The 19,954-nt window shown below is 47.0% G+C and carries 13 protein-coding genes and 3 pseudogenes; 7 read left to right on the top strand and 9 right to left on the bottom strand.

From position 1 onward, the window contains the following. Positions 1 to 216 precede the first annotated feature (216 nt). Positions 217 to 408 (top strand): hypothetical protein, encoded by a 192-nt coding sequence (locus QUA27_RS24145; RefSeq protein ID WP_333071197.1) that lies wholly within the window; start codon positions 217 to 219, stop codon positions 406 to 408. A 159-nt stretch (positions 409 to 567) separates the two neighbouring features. On the opposite strand, the gene QUA27_RS24150 is transcribed toward QUA27_RS24145, so the two are convergent. Continuing rightward, on the bottom strand, positions 568 to 801 hold the full coding sequence (locus tag QUA27_RS24150; protein WP_333071198.1) for a hypothetical protein: 234 nt from the start codon (positions 799 to 801) through the stop codon (positions 568 to 570). Here QUA27_RS24150 and QUA27_RS24155 point away from each other — a divergent pair. The 5 genes from QUA27_RS24155 to QUA27_RS24175 all read left to right on the top strand — a co-directional run bounded on the left by QUA27_RS24155 (position 800) and on the right by QUA27_RS24175 (position 9,948). Further along, positions 800 to 3,565: a cation-translocating P-type ATPase gene (locus QUA27_RS24155; RefSeq protein WP_333071200.1), complete on the top strand. Its 2,766-nt coding sequence runs from the start codon at positions 800 to 802 to the stop codon at positions 3,563 to 3,565. The genes QUA27_RS24150 and QUA27_RS24155 overlap by 2 nt on opposite strands. Positions 3,566 to 4,314: 749 nt before the next feature. Next, entirely contained in the window at positions 4,315 to 5,700 is a 1,386-nt protein-coding gene (locus QUA27_RS24160; protein ID WP_333071202.1) for a CmpA/NrtA family ABC transporter substrate-binding protein, read from the top strand. A gap of 64 nt (positions 5,701 to 5,764) precedes the next feature. Further along, on the top strand, positions 5,765 to 6,610 hold the full coding sequence (gene ntrB, locus QUA27_RS24165) for a nitrate ABC transporter permease (RefSeq protein ID WP_333071203.1): 846 nt from the start codon (positions 5,765 to 5,767) through the stop codon (positions 6,608 to 6,610). A gap of 292 nt (positions 6,611 to 6,902) precedes the next feature. Next, entirely contained in the window at positions 6,903 to 8,903 is a 2,001-nt protein-coding gene (locus QUA27_RS24170; protein ID WP_333071206.1) for an ABC transporter ATP-binding/substrate-binding protein, read from the top strand. Between the two features lie 199 nt (positions 8,904 to 9,102). Continuing rightward, positions 9,103 to 9,948 carry a nitrate ABC transporter ATP-binding protein gene (locus tag QUA27_RS24175; protein WP_333071208.1) on the top strand — a complete coding sequence of 282 codons (846 nt, stop codon included), beginning with the start codon at positions 9,103 to 9,105 and terminating at the stop codon, positions 9,946 to 9,948. Between the two features lie 598 nt (positions 9,949 to 10,546). Here QUA27_RS24175 and QUA27_RS24180 read toward each other — a convergent pair. The 4 genes and pseudogenes from QUA27_RS24180 to QUA27_RS24195 form a co-directional block, all read right to left on the bottom strand. Beyond that, entirely contained in the window at positions 10,547 to 12,376 is a 1,830-nt protein-coding gene (locus tag QUA27_RS24180; protein WP_333071209.1) for a leucine-rich repeat domain-containing protein, read from the bottom strand. A 170-nt stretch (positions 12,377 to 12,546) separates the two neighbouring features. Beyond that, positions 12,547 to 13,539 carry a DUF6745 domain-containing protein gene (locus tag QUA27_RS24185; protein ID WP_333071211.1) on the bottom strand — a complete coding sequence of 331 codons (993 nt, stop codon included), beginning with the start codon at positions 13,537 to 13,539 and terminating at the stop codon, positions 12,547 to 12,549. Positions 13,540 to 13,641: 102 nt separating this feature from the next. Beyond that, a pseudogene (locus tag QUA27_RS24190) lies at positions 13,642 to 14,103 on the bottom strand (leucine-rich repeat domain-containing protein); the annotation flags it as partial. 152 nt (positions 14,104 to 14,255) lie between these two features. Further along, positions 14,256 to 14,773 (bottom strand): annotated as a pseudogene (locus tag QUA27_RS24195) (DUF6745 domain-containing protein); the annotation flags it as partial. 73 nt (positions 14,774 to 14,846) lie between these two features. Here QUA27_RS24195 and QUA27_RS24200 point away from each other — a divergent pair. Beyond that, a pseudogene (locus tag QUA27_RS24200) lies at positions 14,847 to 15,598 on the top strand (IS1 family transposase). A 99-nt stretch (positions 15,599 to 15,697) separates the two neighbouring features. Here the strand turns inward: QUA27_RS24200 and QUA27_RS24205 are convergent. The 4 genes from QUA27_RS24205 to QUA27_RS24220 all read right to left on the bottom strand — a co-directional run bounded on the left by QUA27_RS24205 (position 15,698) and on the right by QUA27_RS24220 (position 19,903). Further along, positions 15,698 to 15,907: a hypothetical protein gene (locus tag QUA27_RS24205; protein WP_333071214.1), complete on the bottom strand. Its 210-nt coding sequence runs from the start codon at positions 15,905 to 15,907 to the stop codon at positions 15,698 to 15,700. Further along, complete coding sequence (locus QUA27_RS24210) at positions 15,894 to 16,187, bottom strand: DUF8820 family protein (protein ID WP_006632553.1); 294 nt, start codon at positions 16,185 to 16,187, stop codon at positions 15,894 to 15,896. Before QUA27_RS24210 ends, QUA27_RS24205 begins: the two co-directional genes overlap by 14 nt. 180 nt (positions 16,188 to 16,367) lie before the next feature. After that, positions 16,368 to 16,697 carry a PDDEXK family nuclease gene (locus QUA27_RS24215; protein ID WP_333071217.1) on the bottom strand — a complete coding sequence of 110 codons (330 nt, stop codon included), beginning with the start codon at positions 16,695 to 16,697 and terminating at the stop codon, positions 16,368 to 16,370. Between the two features lie 335 nt (positions 16,698 to 17,032). Continuing rightward, positions 17,033 to 19,903 carry a diguanylate cyclase gene (locus tag QUA27_RS24220; RefSeq protein ID WP_333071218.1) on the bottom strand — a complete coding sequence of 957 codons (2,871 nt, stop codon included), beginning with the start codon at positions 19,901 to 19,903 and terminating at the stop codon, positions 17,033 to 17,035. Between the last annotated feature and the right edge of the window lie 51 nt (positions 19,904 to 19,954).

Consider the following 19,954-nt stretch of genomic DNA (forward strand, 5'->3'; position numbering starts at 1 on the left):
TGAACAGCCTCAACCTAGCAGCCAAAGAAACCGCTAGTGGTATTACTCAAACCAAAGTAGGCACTCAACAATTGAACAATGCAGCCCAAAATCTCAATTCAATTGTCTAAATGGCGCTGAGTGTTTTGGACTAAGAGACTAGCAATTGATAGCATGGAGTCATGAATTGATCTGGCAGCCCTCGCAGCTTGTCAAACAGCCGGCATAGAAGTCAAAATGTTTGCAGGCGATGGCATCGCGAAAGCCAGGACGATCGAATTTCTGCCCTTAAATAAATCCTCTTTTGTAACGGACGATCGAACTAACACCCGCCCGAACCGTATTCCTCAGACTAACAGCACCGAACCCAGAACCAGCGTCACTACTATTTCCATAAGTTCAGAATATGGTCGCTTAACTAGGTTTTAACATTTATGCGATTTTATGCGATCGTCCGTGGGACAGCGGAGGAGGAGGAGAGAGGGGGAGTGGGAGAATTTTTCTTTTGCCTCCTGCCTTCTTCCCTCTTTCTTTAACCACACCTAAAATTTGCCAAATGTCAAGAGACTCGATCGACTTTTCCCCATCTTAGCCACCAAGTCCTAAACAAGATTTAGCGCCGGAAAAAATCCCCAAAATCTCTTGCCACAAACGGCCACATCCTTTGTAATATAGATGTAAGTCACAGCCCGTTAAAGTAATCAACAAACAATTAGGTCGCTCAATATATTCACGCTCCAACGAGCGGTGAGTTGTATTGAGCGTGCCTATTAAGGAGCGATCGAAGTTCGTCAGACACCCCAAATATTCAGGAAGAATCATGCCATCAAGATCCGCCAACGATGTAGACGTAGCGGAGCAATATTGGCACTACCTAGAAATATCCAAGGTTGTAACTATCTTAGGAAGCAACCTGGAAAGCGGTTTAGAACCGACAGAAGCCAACCATCGCCAACAGAAATTCGGGCTTAACGAACTAACGGTTAAAGCAGCGAAACCAGCCTGGTTAAAATTTATCCTGCAATTTAACCAACCCCTCCTGATCATCTTGCTGAGTGCAGGTTTAATCAAAGCAGCGATCGGAGAATTGCTAAACGCTAGCGTAATTTGGGGTGTAACAACCACCAACGCTACTATTAGTTTCATCCAAGAAGCTGGAGCCGAGAAAAAAATTGAAGCCCTAGCCCAAGCTGTCACAACCGAAGCCACAGTCATTCGGGGTGGCAAAAAATTAAGAATTCCCTCCAAAGAACTCGTAGTCGGTGACTTAGTAATCATGAGTTCCGGGGACAAAGTACCGGCAGACTTGCGCTTAGTGAAAGTGCGCGACTTGCAAATCGACGAATCGGGACTCACCGGGGAATCAGTTGCTGTCGAAAAAGAATTAGGACAATCTGGAGACTTGGTTCTGCCACAAGAAACGCCGCTAGCAGAACGGGATAACATGGCCTATGCCGGCAGTTTTGTTACTTTTGGCCAAGCTAGCGGCATCGTAATTGCGATCGCCAATAAAACCGAAACCGGCAAAATCTCCCAACTATTAGATCGCCACATCGACCTCACCACCCCCTTAACCCGCAAATTCAACCAATTCAGTCAAAACTGGCTGTTATTCGTGTTGGGAATGGCAACCTTGACCTTCGCCGTCAGATTGGGGCGGCCAGTCCCTGCGGGGGTTTCAGCTTTTAAAGAAGCAGTCGAACCCGCTGTCGCCCTGATTGTCGGCGCAATTCCCGAAGGCTTACCCGCCGTCATCACCGTCACCCTAGCCGTAGGCGTTTCCCGGATGGCAAATCGCCACGCGATCGTCCGCAAATTGCCCGCAGTGGAAACCCTCGGCGGCGCTACAGTCATCTGTTCCGACAAAACCGGAACCTTGACGGAAAACCAAATGACGGTGCAAGAAATCTATTCTGGTGGCGAATCCTACTCGGTTACGGGTACGGGATACAGCCCCGAAGGTGAAATTCAACTCAACCAACTGCCAATTACTGTCAGCCAAACTCCAACTTTGCAAGAATGTTTGCAAGCTGGACTCCTTTGCAACGACTCTCACCTGGAATTCAAAGACGATAATTGGATTGTCGTCGGAGATCCGACAGAAGGAGCGTTAATTACTGTTGGTAAAAAAGCCGAATTGAGTCAGCAAACTTTAGAAAAGTCAATGCAGCGGCTGGATTCAATTCCCTTTGAATCTCAGTTTCAATACATGGCGACGCTGCACCGAACTCCCACTGGCAAAATTTTGTACGTCAAAGGTTCCGTAGAATCAGTTTTGAGTCGTTGCGGTTCCAGTCTCGACACTCACGGAAATCCGATACAAGTCGATCGCGAACAAATTCACCATCAAGTCGATGAAATGGCAAAGCAAGGCTTGCGCGTCTTGGCTTTAGCGAAAAAGCCAGTACCCCAAAGCCAAAATTCCGTCGATCACGCGGATTTGGAGTCTGGGCTGATTTTCTTGGGACTGCAAGGCATGATTGACCCGCCGCGGGCTGAGGCGATCGCAGCCGTCCAAGCTTGTCAAACCGCCGGCATCCAAGTCAAAATGATTACCGGCGACCACATCGCTACAGCCAAGGCGATCGCCCGCCGCATGGGATTCCGCAAAACTAAACATAACAGAGAACTTGTAGCCTACACCGGCGCCGAGCTCGCCTCCATGAGCAAGCAGGAACTCGGCGAAGCTGTAGAAGCAGGTTCAGTTTTTGCCCGCGTCGCCCCCGAACAAAAACTCCGCCTCGTAGAAGCTTTGCAGCAAAAAGGCGAAATTGTGGCGATGACGGGAGACGGCGTTAACGACGCGCCCGCTCTCAAACAAGCGGATATCGGCATTGCGATGGGCAGCGGTACGGAGGTTTCTAAGGAAGCCGCAGACATGATTCTGACTGACGATAACTTTGCGTCGATCGAATCTGCTGTCGAAGAAGGGCGATCTGTTTACAAAAATCTGCTCAAAGCAATCAGCTTCATTCTCCCAGTCAACGGCGGAGAATCGATGACAATTTTGCTCAGCACCCTCCTCGGTCGAGAATTGCCGATTTTGTTGCTACAAATTCTCTGGCTGAATATGCTCAACTCGATCACCATGACTGTGCCTCTGGCTTTCGAACCCAAGTCAGTGGGAGTCATGAAACAGCAGCCCCGACCCGTAAACGAACCTTTTCTCACCGGAAATCGGATCAAGCGGATCATCGCGATTTCTCTTTACAACTGGACTCTGATTTTCGGAATGTTTGAATGGGTGCGCCAAGCGGATTGGGGAACTTTGGCACTAGCCCGCACGATGGCGATTCAAGCTTTGGTAATGGGGAGAATTTTTTACCTGTTGAGTCTCAGCCAGTTGTTGCCTTCTTTGATTGCTAAGTTTAGCGGTTCTAAGGAAGAAGTTAGCGGCGCTCCCGCCCTCGGTGTGGGAATTGTCCTGGCGGTGATTTTGCAGATTATCTTTGCTAATTCTCCGTTTGTCAATCGCATATTTGAGACAGCTCCGATGAACTTGGATCAGTGGCTGATTTGCTTCGGCGTAGCCCTACCGATGATCGGTGTTGCTCTCTGGGTCAACCGCTTTGACCCGCCCAACTAATCGAACTTGTAGGTACAGCCATTAGGCTGTTCAGAAACCCGGTTTCTTCAAGAAACCGGGTTTCTCTGTTTTACAGAAATCGAACCTGAAAGCCCACGTCATATCATACCCGGTAAATTACTTACGATTAAGTGCCAATTTTAGCCCACCAATCAAAACTACTTAACCCTTTTAAAACAGCAATTTCGTAAAATGTTCATTATTTCTGTATTGTAGACTACAATCAACCTGAAAAAACAATAGATATATTAACAAAGTAAATGTGTACTCACTGCGATTTTTGCAACTTATTGACAATAGATTTGAATTTCCGCCGATCGCCATTCGCTACAACCTTTAACCAGCAAGCCTTGGTTTGAACCTGTTTTGATAAGCACACCCGATCGCTCTTCCCAACGCTTCGTTATCGATAGCGTCCTCCTAAAAGATTTACTTATCAATCAAATTTAATAATTGTTTTATAATTTCCGCAAGAGTACGGTAAACTGAATAATCAAGCTAAGAAAATGTGGAGCTCGCTTTTTGCGAGGTAACGCAACTTGGTCGTTCGAGATATTGAGTTAATCAAAAGAGTCAAACCAGCAGGGAGAGTTTAAAAACTTATGGTAGCAATAATTTTTTTGCTCCTTCCCTGCCAACCTGCGCTAAGAATAGTTCGCTAAACCCAATTAGCGAAGTAAAAAAAGCACTTTGATAAACTTCAGTGAATGTCGTTACAGAAGATTTATGAATTGGAGCGAGGCTAGACTATGACAAAATTTTCAGAGCAATTTTCTCGGCGTAAATTTATCGTTACAGCAGGTGCATCTGCCCTGGGTTCAATACTGCTCAAAGGTTGTTTGGGAAATCCCCCAGAACCCGGTGCAACTGCCGGTGCTGACGGCGCGATACCCGCGGCTACCTCAGTAATGGCTGTTGCCAACGAGAAAAGAGTCGAAGGAATTGAAAGCACTAAAATTACATTGGGATATATCCCGATCGTCGAAGCAGCACCTTTAATCATTGCCCAAGAAAAAGGCTTTTTTGCCAAATACGGCATGACTGAGGTAATAGTTGCTAAGCAAGCCAACTGGGGTTCTGCCAGAGATAACCTAGAAATCGGATCAGCAGGCGGTGGCATTGACGGCGGCCAGTGGCAAATGCCGATGCCTTATCAAATTAGTAAAGGGTTGATTACCAAAAACAGCGTCCAAATCCCGATGTATGTTCTAGCCCAGTTGAACACTCAGGGAAATGGAATTGCGATCGCCGGAAAACACAAAGGCAAAGGTCTCGGACTTAAACTAGATCAAGCGGCCCAAGACTACATCAAAGGCCTCAAACAAGCTGGAACGCCCTTCAAAGCAGCCTACACCTTCCCCAAAGCAAATCAAGACTTTTGGATTCGCTACTGGCTAGCAGCTAACGGCATCAATCCCGACACAGAAGCCGAGTTGCTAACAGTACCGTCAGCGCAAACCGTAGCCAACATGAAAACTGGCAGCATGGACGGTTTCAGTACCGGCGACCCCTGGCCCCTGCGGATCGTCACAGAGGACATCGGCTTCATGTCCGCCCTCACGGGCCAAATCTGGAAAGATCATCCCGAGGAATATCTCGCTATTCGTGGCGACTGGGTAGACAAACACCCGAAAGCCACCGAAGCCTTACTCGCAGGACTAATTGAGGCGCAGCAGTGGTGCGACAAACCAGAAAATCGCCCCGAATTAGTTGCCATTACTTCTGGCAGAAACTTCTTTGACGTACCTCCGGCAGTTTTGACACCTCCCTACCAGGGCAAGTACATGATGGGTGACGGCCAACCAGCGATCGACGATTTCAAGATGAGTCCGCTGTACTGGAAAGACGACCTCGGCAACGTTTCCTATCCTTATAAGAGTCACGATTTGTGGTTCTTAACCGAAAGCGTGCGCTGGGGTTTCCTGCCCGAAAAAACCGTGGCAGATTCTAAGGCTATTATCGATAAAGTCAACCGCGAAGATTTGTGGAAAGCCGCAGCAAAATTAGCCGGAGTTGCTGATGCTGACATTCCGAAAAGTACGTCTCGGGGCGTTGAGAAGTTCTTTGACGGTACAGAATTTAATCCGGAGCAGCCAGAAGCTTACCTCAAGAGTTTAGCAATTAAAAAAGTGTGATGGGGTCTTAGCTTCCCATAATTTAGTCTCGAAAAAAACAGCAGAAACATAGGAGATTACCAAGATGGCTGTCAGCACAAATCGGAGAGGCGGAGTCGATGTCCAAGGAGCATTTGGCGAGTTTTGGAAGAAGAATTCCCGGAATATCTTGCCGCCAATTTTGGGAATAATTGGATTTCTGTTAGTTTGGCAATTCCTATCCAGCACCGGACTGATCAAACTACCGGGACCGATCAGTGTTTGGACTGACGAACGGACGCGGATATTGTTGCTGTATCCTTTCATGAATTCCAAAACCTACGGAATCGGCTTGTTTTGGCAAACTTTGGCTAGTTTGGAACGGGTGGCAAAAGGCTACACTCTAGCCGCTGCTGTGGGAATTGCTGGAGGTGTTTTGGTAGGTACAAATCCGCTTCTGAACAAGGCTTTAGACCCAATTTTCCAGTTTTTGCGGATGGTTGCGCCTCTGGCTTGGGTGCCAATCGCCCTGGCTGCGCTGCAACAAAACGAACCTGCTGCTTTGTTCGTGATATTCATTACCTCTGTTTGGCCGATTTTGATCAACACGGCTGAAGGTGTTCGCCAAATTCCCGACGATTACAACAACGTGGCGAAAGTGCTGCAACTTTCTCGTCAGGAATATTACATCAACATCTTGTTTCCGTCGGCGCTTCCTTATATCTTCACAGGATTGAGAATTGCGATCGGTTTGGCTTGGCTGGCGATTATTGCTGCGGAAATCGTGATGTCTGGGATTACGGGTATCGGCTTCTTTATTTGGAATGCTTACCAGCAAAACTACATCAGCGAAATTCTGTTAGCGGTGTTCTACATTGGGGCTGTTGGTTTGTTGCTCGATCGCATGATGGCTTGGTTGCAGCAAAAGATTGCTCCCCCTCAAGGAAAGTAGCTAATTCGATGGGTTAACGGTTGACGGTTGACTGTTGACGGTTGACTGTTACAGGAATTACGAACTCCGAGGCTCAGAAACCTGTTTCTTAAACTATTGTTGAGGGATTAAACAAAGTATTTGGGTTAGTTCAAAGACCAGTTTTAGGCATCCAGTAATGTATTAACTATTAGCTGTTATATATCAACAGCTAACAGTCCACAGCAAACAGCGAACAGCGAACAGCGAACAGTCAACAGTCAACAATCAATATCTAGCGAAATAACAAACCTACAAAAAAGGCAAGAAAATCATGTCTGTTTTGATTGCAGTAGAACAAGTCGGAAAAGTATTTAACTTAACAGACGGCGGCACATACATAGCCCTCAAAGGCATCGACTTAGAAATTAAAAAAGGAGAATTTATCTCCTTAATCGGACACTCCGGCTGCGGTAAATCTACACTACTAAATATGGTGGCAGGTTTGGATCTGCCAACAGAAGGATTGGTGACAATTGAAGGACAAAGAATTACCCAGCCAGGCCCCGATCGCATGGTAGTATTCCAAAACTATTCCTTGCTACCTTGGCGGACGGTCAGAGAAAACATTACCCTAGCCGTAGACTCGGTAATGAGCGGCTTACCCAAAGCAGAACGCCTCGAAATCATTCAAAAACACATCGACATGGTGGGCTTGACGCCCCACGCCGAGAAGCAACCCGCACTGCTGTCGGGCGGACAAAAACAGCGCGTGGCGATCGCCCGTGCTCTGGCCCTGCGCCCCAAACTCTTACTCTTAGACGAACCCTTCGGCGCTTTGGATGCTTTGACTCGCGGCAACTTGCAAGAAAAGTTGATGGAAATTTGCCAAGAGTACGAAATCAGCGCCCTGATGGTAACGCACGATGTGGATGAGGCCGTGTTGCTGAGCGATCGCATCGTCATGCTCACCAACGGCCCAGAATCGAAGATTGGCGGCATTCTCGAAGTAGACATCCCCCGCCCCCGCAAACGGATGGAAGTAGTCTCACACCCCAGCTACTACGCTCTACGCAGCGAAATGATTTACTTCCTCAACCAGCAGAAGCGCGTCAAAAAACTGCGGGCGCGGAAAGTACCCGCGATCGCCCGCCACGGCCTGGAAAAAGTCAACCTCGAACTCGGCTTTATTCCGCTGGCAGCCTGCGCTCCCCTCGCTGTCGCCAAAGAAAAAGGCTTTTTTGCCAAACACGGCCTCGATGAAGTCCACCTCGTGCGGGAAACAAGCTGGCGCGGCATCGTAGACGGCATCGCCGCAGGTTACTTAGACGCAGCTCAAATGCCCTCTGGCATGGCGGTGTGGTTGAGCTTGGGAGGCCACCAAGAGAAGCCGATTCCAACGGTTACAGCCCTCACCATGAGCCGGAATGGCAACGGAATTACCCTCGCGAGGCGGTTTTACGACCAAGGGATCTACACTCTGGGCGACTTTAAAAAAATGCTCCAGAGAACGCCCGCGCAAACGCACCGTATGGGCATCGTTCACCCTTCTTCGATGCACAACCTGTTGCTGCGTTACTGGCTGGCTTCCGGTGGCATTGACCCGGATCGCGATGTGTTGCTGAAAAATATCCCGCCGGCTCAGATGATCGTTGACTTGCAGGGTGGCACTATTGACGGTTTCTGCGTCGGCGAACCTTGGAACTTGCGGGCATCGATGGAAGGAGTCGGCTTTACGGTGGCGACAGATTTGGAACTGTGGCCCGGACACCCCGGGAAAATTCTCGGAGTTCGGGAAGACTGGGCAAATGCTTATCCCAACACTCACATTGCTCTAGTCAAAGCTTTGCTGGAAGCTTGCCAGTATTGCGCCGATCCAAATCACGCCGCCGAGGTTTCGGAAATAGTCGCGGGAAGGGAGTACGTCGCTACTGATAAGAGTTACATCCAACTCGGCGACCCGCAATCAGTTGCTTGCAACCTCGATACTCCGATGCGGGAATACGCCCACCACTTGTTTTCTGGAGAGGGGGTGAATCGCCCAAGCCGCACCGAACAACTGTGGCACATGGTGCAGATGGCGCGCTGGGGCGATACTGTTTTCCCGCGCAACTGGGTGGAAATTCTGGAGCGGGTGGTGCGAGTCGGTGCGTTCAGCACGGCGGCGCGAGAGCTGGGGATGGCTGATATTACTTACACTCGCGGTTCTCTCAGCTTGTTTGACGGCTCGGTGTTTAATGCTGACGATCCGATCGGCTATCTCAACAATCTGGCGATTAAACGCGATTTCACGATGGCGGAAGTTGTACTAGATTCCGGCCGCAGAGCTGCCTAGAGCGATTTTTTGTTCGATAAAAACAGGGTAATTACTAATTGTTAGTTGTTTGTTGCTTGTTAGTTGTTAATTGTTAATTGTTAATTGTTAGCCACTAATTTCTAGTTAGTAATTCCCTCTTCCTTCTTCCCTCTTCCTTCTTCCTTCTTCCCTCTTCCCTCTTCCTTCGCCAATCACCCACTCACAATTTCCTAAACCCATGCTCAACACCACTAAAAACCAGACGAACACCAAAACTCAAATCCAGCGGGGAAAAAGCCGCCGCCAACCTTTTTTGGTGATGGACAATGTTTATAAAGTATATCCAAACGGTTACAGGGCTTTAGAAAACGTCAATCTGAATGTAGCTGAGGGAGAGTTTATTGCTCTGATCGGACACTCAGGCTGCGGCAAATCAACACTGTTAAATATGGTGTCGGGTTTTAGCCATCCGAGCCAGGGTACCGTGTCAATTAATGGAGAGCGCATTACGAAGCCGGGCCCAGATCGCATGGTGGTGTTTCAGGGTTACGCTTTGCTGCCTTGGCGGACGGTGTTTGAAAATGTTTATCTGGCGGTTAATGCTGTATTTCCGAATAAGTCGAAGGTCGAAAAAAATGCGATCGTCAAAGAACACTTGGCGATGGTGGGATTGACAGAAGCTGCTGAGAAAAGACCGCCGCAAATTTCGGGGGGGATGAAGCAGCGGGTTTCTATTGCCCGCGCCTTGGCAATTCGCCCGAAAGTGCTGATTTTAGACGAACCTTTTGGTGCTCTGGACGCAATTACTAAGGAGGAATTGCAGGAAGAATTGCTGAAAATCTGGAACGATCACCGCTGTACGGTGTTGATGATTACTCACGACATTGATGAAGCGCTGTTTTTAGCCGATCGACTGGTGATGATGACTAATGGCCCATCGGCGACAATTGGCGAAGTTTTGGAGATTCCTTTTCCGCGTCCGCGCGATCGGGTTCAAATGATGGAAGATCCGGAATACTACAATTTGCGGAACTACGCCTTAGATTTCCTGTTCCGTCGTTTTGCACACGATCACGATGCTTAATCGGTTGGCAAATCAAAGTTAAAGAGGAGAATTATGAGACTTCTCGAAAAATTTTAATTCTTGTGCGGAGTAGGCTTTGGGCATCCTGCCGGCCCAAGACGAGCTTTTTTGCAGAAGTCTATTGAAAAGTTGAAGCCCCTGTGTTCCCCGGTTTCAGGGGAACATCGCTAGGGGCGCAATTTTCCCGCTCCGGTTGGGTAAACTGAAGCTTAATGGTGGGCGATAAGTTTTTTCGGACGTTCGGATCTTTTTCCGATATTTTACGTCTACCAGCGAAGAGACCCGATTGCCTAGCTGTCGGTAAGCTGGCATGAACAGAGCCCACCTTCGATCGAGGGTGGGCTTCTTCTTCATGTTATTAACTGTTTTTGGGCGATCGGTGGTTGGTGCATTCCACCCTGGGAACTGGCACACTGCAGGAACGTTTATCGGTGTTTCATGAGTTAAGGCTTTTGTCAATATAGCGGTTTTCAGTTGACGGAGGTACAGATATCGGGTATGGAAACGGTTTAGCCTAAGTCCGGGGCGGGGCTCTGTAACTTTTAACAATTGGTATAAGACTGATGATTGTAGCAACACTTTTTTAAATTTGTATTACTCAGGTTTGCACGGAAAACTCCTCTGGGTCAATATCCCAATTTACCCAGCGAATTGCTTCTTTAGCAGATGTCACATCAGGCGGCACTCGCAACGTATGAATGAATCCCGTGCTCGGACAGGTCATTTTTAATAAATAAATATCTTCTTTTTTCGGAGCACATCGAGCCCCCTCGAAATCATCAGAATCGAAGCCGTCACTATCAGCATCAATTCTGAGCAACGTGTATTCTTGCCAGCAATCTAACTCTGTTGCTTCCAGTTCTTCGCAAATTCTAGCATAACCAATTACCTGAATTAATACTCGTCTTAATTCAGCATTGTCTTCTTCTAAAAACCATTGCGATCGCCAGTTGGCGGAGTGAATTTTCCCGTATTTTTCAGGTAATGTTACGCCGTGATAGGAATAGAGTTTGTAACCATCGGGGAATTCCAGTGCGCTTTCGGCTTCTGCATGAAGGCGGTACTTGCTGTCAAGGCGAAACTGGCAAGGGCGCGAACACACATAACAGACATTCTCAAACGCAAAAATCCAGCCGCATTCTGCTAAAAGCTGCTTGACTGCTTCAAAAAATTTCTGTGCCTCTGGTTTGAGAACAATGCCCAAGCCAGAAACATAGAAATCTAGAAGAGTGAGAGCCTGAACTAAGTCTTGCGTAGTAACTTTCGAGCTTGAGTATTTCCAATAGTCATAAAATTCTTTATACAATTGTTGTTGTAGCTGTTCCCATCTGTTGGTAAAAATATTGAACCTCGAAACTTCACTCCACAATTCATTTATTAAGGAAAAGGGGCACACCGTATCTTTTACCTGTTTGTCAAGTCGCTCGTTAAACTCAGTTTTATTTAACGTTTGCAGCATTTGTATTTGTGCTAGTGCTTCGTTAGGGCTACTGCAAAAAGTTATTTCTGGAGCTTCTAAACCGAGGAGATCGTAGGCAGCTTTAACGGCGGCTGTGGCTTTGGGAGCATTGATGGGTTTGGTAGAGTTGGCGAGAGATTCCCACGAATGACGACACTCTTCAATGAGAGCCTTCTGTTCTGGTGTAAAGTTGACAAATAGCACAGTCAAATTAGTCAGAGATTGCAGTGGCGTCAGGTCTGATATTTGATTGTGGGTCAGATCCAGAGAAGTCAAATTAGTCAGAGATTGCAGGGGTGTGATGTCTGATATTTGATTGTCGAACAGAGTCAGACGAGTCAAATTAGTCAGAGATTGCAGGGGTGTGATGTCTGATATTTGATTGTCGAACAGAGTCAGATGAGTCAAATTAGTCAGAGATTGCAGGGGTGTGATGTCTGATATTTGATAGTTGTAGTACAAATTCAGCTCTGTCAAATTAGTCAGAAATTGCAGTGGCGTCAGGTCTGATATTTGATTGTTGAATAACAAAGTCAGAGCAGTCAAATTAGTCAGAGATTGCAGTGGCGTCAGGTCTGATATTCGATCGCAGCTCACTGTCAGAGAAGTCAAATTAGTCAGAGATTGCAGGGGTGTGATGTCTGATATGAGATTGCCATCCAGCTCTAGACAAGTCAAATTAGTCAGAGATTGCAGAGATGTGATGTCTGTTCCATCGCAGTACAGATTCAGAGAAGTCAAATTAGTCAGAGATTGCAGGGGTGTGATGTCTAATATTTGATTTTGATACAGATCCAGCTCATTGCTACTTGACAGTATCTGGTTCGCTTCATAAATGTCAGAAGTGCCAGCTTTTTTTAACAGCACCTCAACTGTATATCTTGCTGCTTCACAAAGGCTGTATTTGTGCAAGCACCAGTCGGCAAAGCTGCGGAAAGTTATCGATGGTTTTGGTTGTTGTTCAGACATAAAATTGTTGTAAATTAGGAGAATATCAGACTAGGACTTACGCACGGGTGGCCAGAAACCGGGTTGTTTACGAAAATTATTCGATGGAACTACGAGATTGGGTAAAAAACCCGGTTTCTTGGATCTTGGTGCCTCCATAAATGTAGTTGTTAAACAGGGTTGGGGGAGTTTTAAGTTTGCACGGAAAACTCCTCTGAGTCGATATCCCAATTTACCCAACGAATTGCTTCTTTAGCCGTTAGCGAAGCCCTCGAAGAGGATCGCACATCAGGCGGCACTCGCAACGCATGAATGAATCCCGTACTCGGACAAGTCATTTTTAACAAATAAATCGGCTCGACATCAGCGTTATCAATTTTTAATAGCGTGTATTCTTGCCAAGTATCTAATTTTACTGCTTGCAATTGTTGGCAAATGCGATCGTAACCAATTCCCTGAATTAACACTCGACGCAGTTCGGCATTTTCTTCAGATAAAAGCCATTCTGCTTGCCACAAAGCGGGGTGTACTTTTCCGTATTTTTCGGGTAACTTAACGCCGTGGTGAAAGTATAAACTGTAGCCGTCCGCAAATGCGATCGCCGGTTCTCCTTCAGCGTGTAGCCGATTTTCAGCGTCAAAGCGAAGGTGCAGGGGGCGATCGCAAACTAAGCAAATGTTCTCAAACGGAAATATCCACCCGCAATCCTCGAACAACTGTTGCTTGCCGCGAAATAATTCTTGTGCTTTTTGGTCGAGAGTAACACCAAATTTCGCTATCAAAAATTCATTCCAATGGATTTCCTTTACCATATCCGTAGGGGTTAGTGCCCTTACATAGTAAGCCTCGGCCATGATATCACCTCCCAGCGATTCTCGGTAATTTTCTACCAAGTCATGAAATTCTGAGTCGAGTATGTCATCGGCTGACTGCTCTAGTCTTGTTTCATACCCCAGAGCATCCCGCCACACCTGACCCGAACATCCTACGTCCACCCATTGAAATAACTCATCCACCAATCTGTTTCTCCTTACTATATTCTCAACCCCTATTTCCCATTTTTGAAGTTGCGATATCCAGGAGATTTTGAGTTGTTTGGGTAGTTTTATAGAAGCTACCTGTGGACTGCTGCAAACAATAACTTGGGGTGCTTCTCGACCAATAGCTGCATAGATTTTTTTCACCGTTTCTGTAGCTTTTTGAGCATCAATTGGCGTGTTAGAGAGCGTCAGGTACTTCTGTCTAAGTTCGCTCGACAGATTGAGGTAGGTAACTTGATTGTCATCGAGACGCAGCCATGTCAGGTTGGTGAGTCCCGACAGCGAGGTGATGTCGGTAATTTTATTGTATTCCAGATTCAGGTGGGTCAGGTTAGTGAGTGCCGACAGCGAGGTGATATCGGTAATTTGATTGTTGCCAAGACCCAGCGATGTCAGGTTGGTGAGTGCCGACAGCGAGGTGATGTCGGTAATTTCATTGTATTCCAGACTCAGTTCGGTCAGGTTGGTGAGTCCCGACAGCGGATTTATATCGGTAATTTCATTGTATTCTAGACTCAGTTCGGTCAGGTTGGTGAGTCCCGACAGCGAGGTGATATCGGTAATTTTATTGTATTCCAGACTCAGTTCGGTCAGGTTGGTGAGTCCCGACAGCGGATTTATATCGGTAATTTGATTCTCGTTGAGATGGAGTTCAGTGAGGTTTAAAAGTACCTTCTGGGCTTGATCGCAGTCAGAAGTGCCAGCAATTTCTCACAGCATCTCAACAGTATGCCTTGCCTCTCTTGTCAGACGATTTTTGTGCTTGCACCAGTCGGCAAAGCTACTGATATTAATTGGTTGGTTTGCTTGTTGTCCTGGCATTGTAAATTTTGATTCAAGTTTGGTAAAATGTCAGTTTTTCATGTTTGTACGCTAAACTCCTCTGGATCGATATCCCAATTTACCCAGCGAATTGCTTCTTTAGCCGTTAGCGAAGCCCTCGAAGAGGATCGCACATCAGGCAGGGCAGCACGCGCAAAGCGTGAATGTGTTCCGTACTCGGGCAAGTCATTTTTAACAAATAAACTGGCTTTGCATTACCCTCCCAATCAAAATCATCGTCAAACTCGATGCTTAATAAAGTGTATTCCTGCCAACTATCTAATTCTGTCACCGCTAATTCTTGACAAATGCGATCGTAAGTAATTCCCTGAATTAACGCGCGCCGAACTTTTGCATTCTGTTCCTTCAACACCCACTTAGACTGCCACTGATCCGGGTGCAGCCTGCCGTACCATTCCGGCAAAATCACGACGTGATAGGCGTAAATCGAAAAACAGTCGACCAATTGTACTGCTGGTGTTCCTTCGGCGTGCAAGCGGTGGTTGCTGTCTGCAGAAAGTGCGATCGGCTTTTGGCAGATAATGCAAACTTTTTCGGCGTTGCTGAACTAGGGTATGATGAAGCTGTCCTCCGAGCGTCAAAAATCACACACATTTAAAAGCAATATTATGCAATGCCCTGAATGTAAATCAACTCATATCAATAAAAATGGTCACAAAAAAGGCAAACAAAATTATATTAGCATCAAATGCAAAAGACAATTTATAGATGATTATCAACCTCAAAAACGATATCCGGAAGAAGTTAAACGTGAATGTCTCAAGATGTATGTTAATGGGATGGGTTTTCGAGCAATTGAAAGAGTCAAAAATGTGGATCATACTACAATCATTAATTGGGTAAAAGAAGCCGGGAAACTCTTACCAGATTGTTACAACCCCGAAACAAATCCCGAAGTGGGAGAATTAGATGAATTACAAACATTTGTTGGTTCAAAAAAAACTTGTGCCTGGCTGTGGACAGCCGTAGACCATTTTAAGCCAGGTATTTTAGGATGGGTTTTAGGATCCCATAGCGCCAAAACTTTTGAACCACTATGGGCGGCAGTTAGTAAATGGAAATGTTATTTTTATGTGACAGATGGCTGGAAAGTTTACCCAAATTTTATCCCGGAGGGAGACCAGATCCCACCGCAAAACCTATATGACTTGCAGTTGAAGGTAAAAATACAAGACTCAGACATTACTTGGCTCGCCTAAAAAGAAAAACTCTTTGTTATTCTAAATGTGAAAAAATGCTAGGGTATTCAATTAAATTACTAATTCATTATCTAAAATTTGGAGATGTTCCAATCCCCCATCAAAATCTCAAAAATCATTTTCGGGTTCCCTTTCGTATTTTTGCCCGTATCATACTGTAATTCAGCAACGCCCAAACTTTTTCATAGGGATAAATCCAGCCGCAATCCTGCACAATGGATTTAAAAACAATCCAATTTCTGCCGTAGGAATGAGGTAAATTAAGAACCGAAATCCAAAAATCCAACAGACTGCAAAATGATTTCCGGTGCTTTGAGGCCGATCGCACTGTAAGCCGATTTTATTGTTTCGGCAGCTTGCGAGCGATTTATCGGCCCAGTGGAAAGCGATCTCGCTCTCCACTTTTCCCGATAAACTGGAATCAAAACTGCTTGTTCTGGCGTCAGTTTTTTAACCTTAGTCTGCGACATATCTCCAACCTTGCGGCTCATATTCCCGCTGAATTCGCACCATCCAATTACCTTCGGGAATGGCGATCGCATGGTGTTCTTCGTGACTCAATAAAGCTGTCGGTGAAAGCACCCGCAAGTACAGAGTGCCGTCTTTTTCGTACAGTTCAGCTTGTCCCTCAATAATCTGGTGAGAATGTCCGGTGACTTCACCTTCGGCGAGAGTTAGGTGAGGTTTTTTTTCTCCTTCGATTTTCGGTACGGGAGTGAGAATTACGTCGCCTTGTCGGATGGGTTGCATAGGTTTTTTCTAAATTTTGTTTTCTGGTGTCGGTCGATCGAGCTTTTCTACCGTAATTTATTACTACATTTGTAATACATGGCTGTCAAGAGCCACAAACCAAATTCCACTTTTTATCTAAACTGCAGAAATCCCGCGCCGAAACTCCTTAACTGCTTCAACCCTAGAAGCCATCAGCGATCAGCGAGACAGTAAGTTGATGTCTAAACCGGGCAGAACTTCGCTTTGGTCAATTTTTTCATATCCGTGCGATCGCAAATGATACAGCCCAAATACTCCATCCTCCCAAAACCAAACTTCAGGGACTCCCAAGGCTTGGTAACGATTCAACTTGCTTTCGTTGCCGCTAGTATATACAACTTCGATCGAGAGGTCTGCAATGGCTCCCGATGCTTTGCCAATTAAGTAAGATTGGTCTGCTTGTGCGGAGCCTTTTCCTTCTTTTTCCTGGGTAAAGCTTCCTGTGGGCGTAAAATCGATTTCTTTTTCTACAAAATACGTACCCAGCAACAGGGCAATGACACGGCTGAAGACTTCATGTTATTGCGAAACTGCCCAGATTTCTACCTCACCTTTGAAATAAAAAAGTCGGATACCGGGGGAATTAGAAAACCCCTGCTCGATTAGCTTGAATTGTTCTCAATCAATCCCGGAATGAATTAGGCGCTGGTCTTTTGGTTTGTTTAATATTGCTGTCATGGCACAACCTCATTTAACTATTTTATAGCAATTTTAATTCGCACAAGTTTGCAAGCACATTTGTATGGTGCGGCCGATCCAAAAAATCTGTTTAAATCGAAACGAGCGAGCTCTGACACACCATACAATTTTATTTAACTATTATATTATCCTTCAAATGCGGCAACCGAAACTCGATCGCGCCCTGCTTCTTTCGCCCGATAAAGCGACTCATCGGCGATCGCAATTAGCGCCCCCGGATGCGACATCGGCGCCGGAATGCAGCAAGCTACACCCAAACTCAGCGTCACGTATTCGCTGACAGCAGACTTAGCGTGAGCTATGTGCAAACCCCGCACCTGTTGTGCGATCATTTCAGCTACGCAAGTGGCACCTTCAATATCCGTATTCGGCAAAACTACTACAAATTCTTCTCCACCGTAACGCGCTACTAAATCTGCAGCTCGCTTCACCGAATGCTGAATCACCGCCGCCACTTGCCGCAAACATTCATCCCCCGCTTGGTGACCGTAAGTGTCGTTGTAAAGTTTGAAATAATCAATGTCGCACATAATCAAAGACAGCGGTGCTTCTTCCCTTGCCAAACGCCGCCATTCCGTATCGAGGTATTCATTAAAAGAGTGGCGGTTTCTTACCTCAGTCAAACTGTCGTAATTTGCCAAATACTGCAAGGCTCGATTCACTGTTTCTAACTGCTTTTTCTGCTGCTGCAACTGACGGTTGAGCTCAGCCAACTGCTGTTCGGCTGAGTGCGATCGCAACAAATTTCTCACCCTAGCGAGCAATTCCCTCTCGTCAAAAGGCTTTGAAATATAATCGTCAGCACCTGCATCCAAACTTTCGATTCGAGCTTCCATCCCCGATCGCGCTGTCAAAAAGATTACCGGAGTAGATTTCAATTCAGGCGTGTTCCGAATCTCCTTGAGCAAATCCAGTCCGTTTTGTCTGGGCATGATTTGGTCGCTAACAATCAAATTTGGCTGCAAACTTTTGGCTTTTTCTAAACCTTCAACCCCGTCCCTCGCCACGGCGACTCGATAGTACGGAGTTAATAAAGTTTGGAGGTAAGCCAGCAGAAAATTGTTGTCTTCTACTACCAGCAACAGCGGTAATTCTCTGCTGTCACTTGTTAATTGTTCCAGATAATTTTTGTCGTCCAAACTGTTAGGTTCCGGTAGCAGGGCATGGGGTGTGGTTGCCCGAATATGTCCCGAACCCCACTCTCCGGAGCCGAATCCAGTCAGTCCAGCCAATTGGGCGATCGCGCTCACCAACTGATTCGCTTCCACCGGCTTCGACAAATGCCTCTGAAACCCTGCCTCCAGTGCCGATGCCGAATCTTCTTCCTCGATGCCTCCCGTCAGCGCCACTGCAGGCAGCAGTTGCCTGTGCTCGGACATTTCCATTGCTCTGATGCGGCGGATCAAATCGCAGCCGTCTGCTCCGGATACCGTCATATCGCTCACCAACACGTCGGGCCGCGACTGTTGCAACTCCGCCATCGCTTCGCAGGCGCTACCCACCGCTGTTACCTTGGCTCCAAATGCTTCGAGGCCAGTTTTGAGAAATTGGCGGATCTCGGCGCTGCTTTCCACCACCAGGACTTGCTTTCCCGCTAGGGGTTTGGAAACCGATCCGGGTCTGCTTTCCCTTTGGGCGATCGCAGCAGTGCGATCGTCGGGTGCATTTTTGTTGGCGCTCGGTAGCAGCACCCCAAAGGTCGCCCCCTGACCGAGGCCGGGACTCGAAGCCCAAACAGTTCCCCCGTGCAGTTCCACCAACTGCCGCACAATTGAGAGCCCGATCCCGAGCCGATTTTGTTCCTTGGTCTGGAAGCTGTCTGCAGGGCGGAAGTAGTCAAAGATGTGGGGCAGAAATTTGGGGTCGATGCCGCAACCGCTGTCGCTGACCCGAATCAAGACCCCCGACGGAGTAGGCTCGATCCACACTTGCACTGGGTATGGTGTCGATTCTGGGGTGAATTTTATGGCGTTTGCAAGGAGGTTCCAGGCTACTTGCTGCAATCGTTCTGCATCTGCCAAAACGTAGCTGACGGCGGGGTCGAAATGTTTTTCTAAGCGGAGGTTTTTGGCATCGGCGGCGGGACGGAGGGTGTCGATCGCCGATTCTACGATCGACGGGAGGTCAACTTGGCCGATATTCAGGCACACTTTCCCTCGCAGCAACCGCGAGAGGTCGAGGAGATTGTCTATTTGTCGGTTTTGTAATTTGGCGTTGCGCTCGATGATTTCCAAAGCGCGGCTGGTGGTGGCTTCGTTTAAATTGCGCGATCGGGCTAGCTGCGCCCATCCCAAAATCGCGCTCAGGGGCGCTCGCAGTTCGTGGGAGGCGATCGCCAGAAATTCGTCTTTTGCCCGGTTGGCTTCGGCTTGGGCCGCTTCAACGGCTTTGCGATCGGTGATGTCGAATCCGATCGCCAAATACTGACAGGGTTTTCCCTTGCCGTCCAACAGTGGAACTACTGCTGCGTACACCCAATAATCAGTTCCATTCTTAGCTTTATTCTGAATGTCTCCTTGCCAAACTTCACCTTTGGCAACCGTTGACAGCAAATTTTTGATTAATTTCGACGATTTATATTCCGAATGGAGGATGCCAAAGTGGTTGCCGATTAGTTCAGCGCGGGAATAGTTGGAGATGCAGCAAAGTCGATCGCTGACATAGTTGATAATTCCTCGCGCGTCCGTCCTCACCGCAAGTGCCGATCTGTCGATCGCTATTTTAAAATCTAAACATTCTTGTAGCGACGAATCTACTTCTTTTGTCGTAGAAAATTGACCGAGCCGATCGGGCGTGTCCGGTTGCTGGCGATCGGGCTTATCCTTACTCCGTTGTTGGATTTCCATTGCTTCTATTTTCCCCTGACGGCTGACACCTAATCTAATCGCATCCTGATTCATTATCACAATTTTCTTTCCCGCACTGACGGGTGTAATATTTTGTATCTCTTCATCTTCCTGAAAAATTGGCAGGTACCACATCCACTCGGGAGTCAACTCAATTTTTGTTTATAGTTGGCTAAAGTTTGTCAATCTGAGGACTGATTT

The organism is Microcoleus harperi Pol14_C6, assembly GCF_036701295.1.
In the GTDB taxonomy this organism is placed as follows: domain Bacteria; phylum Cyanobacteriota; class Cyanobacteriia; order Cyanobacteriales; family Microcoleaceae; genus Microcoleus.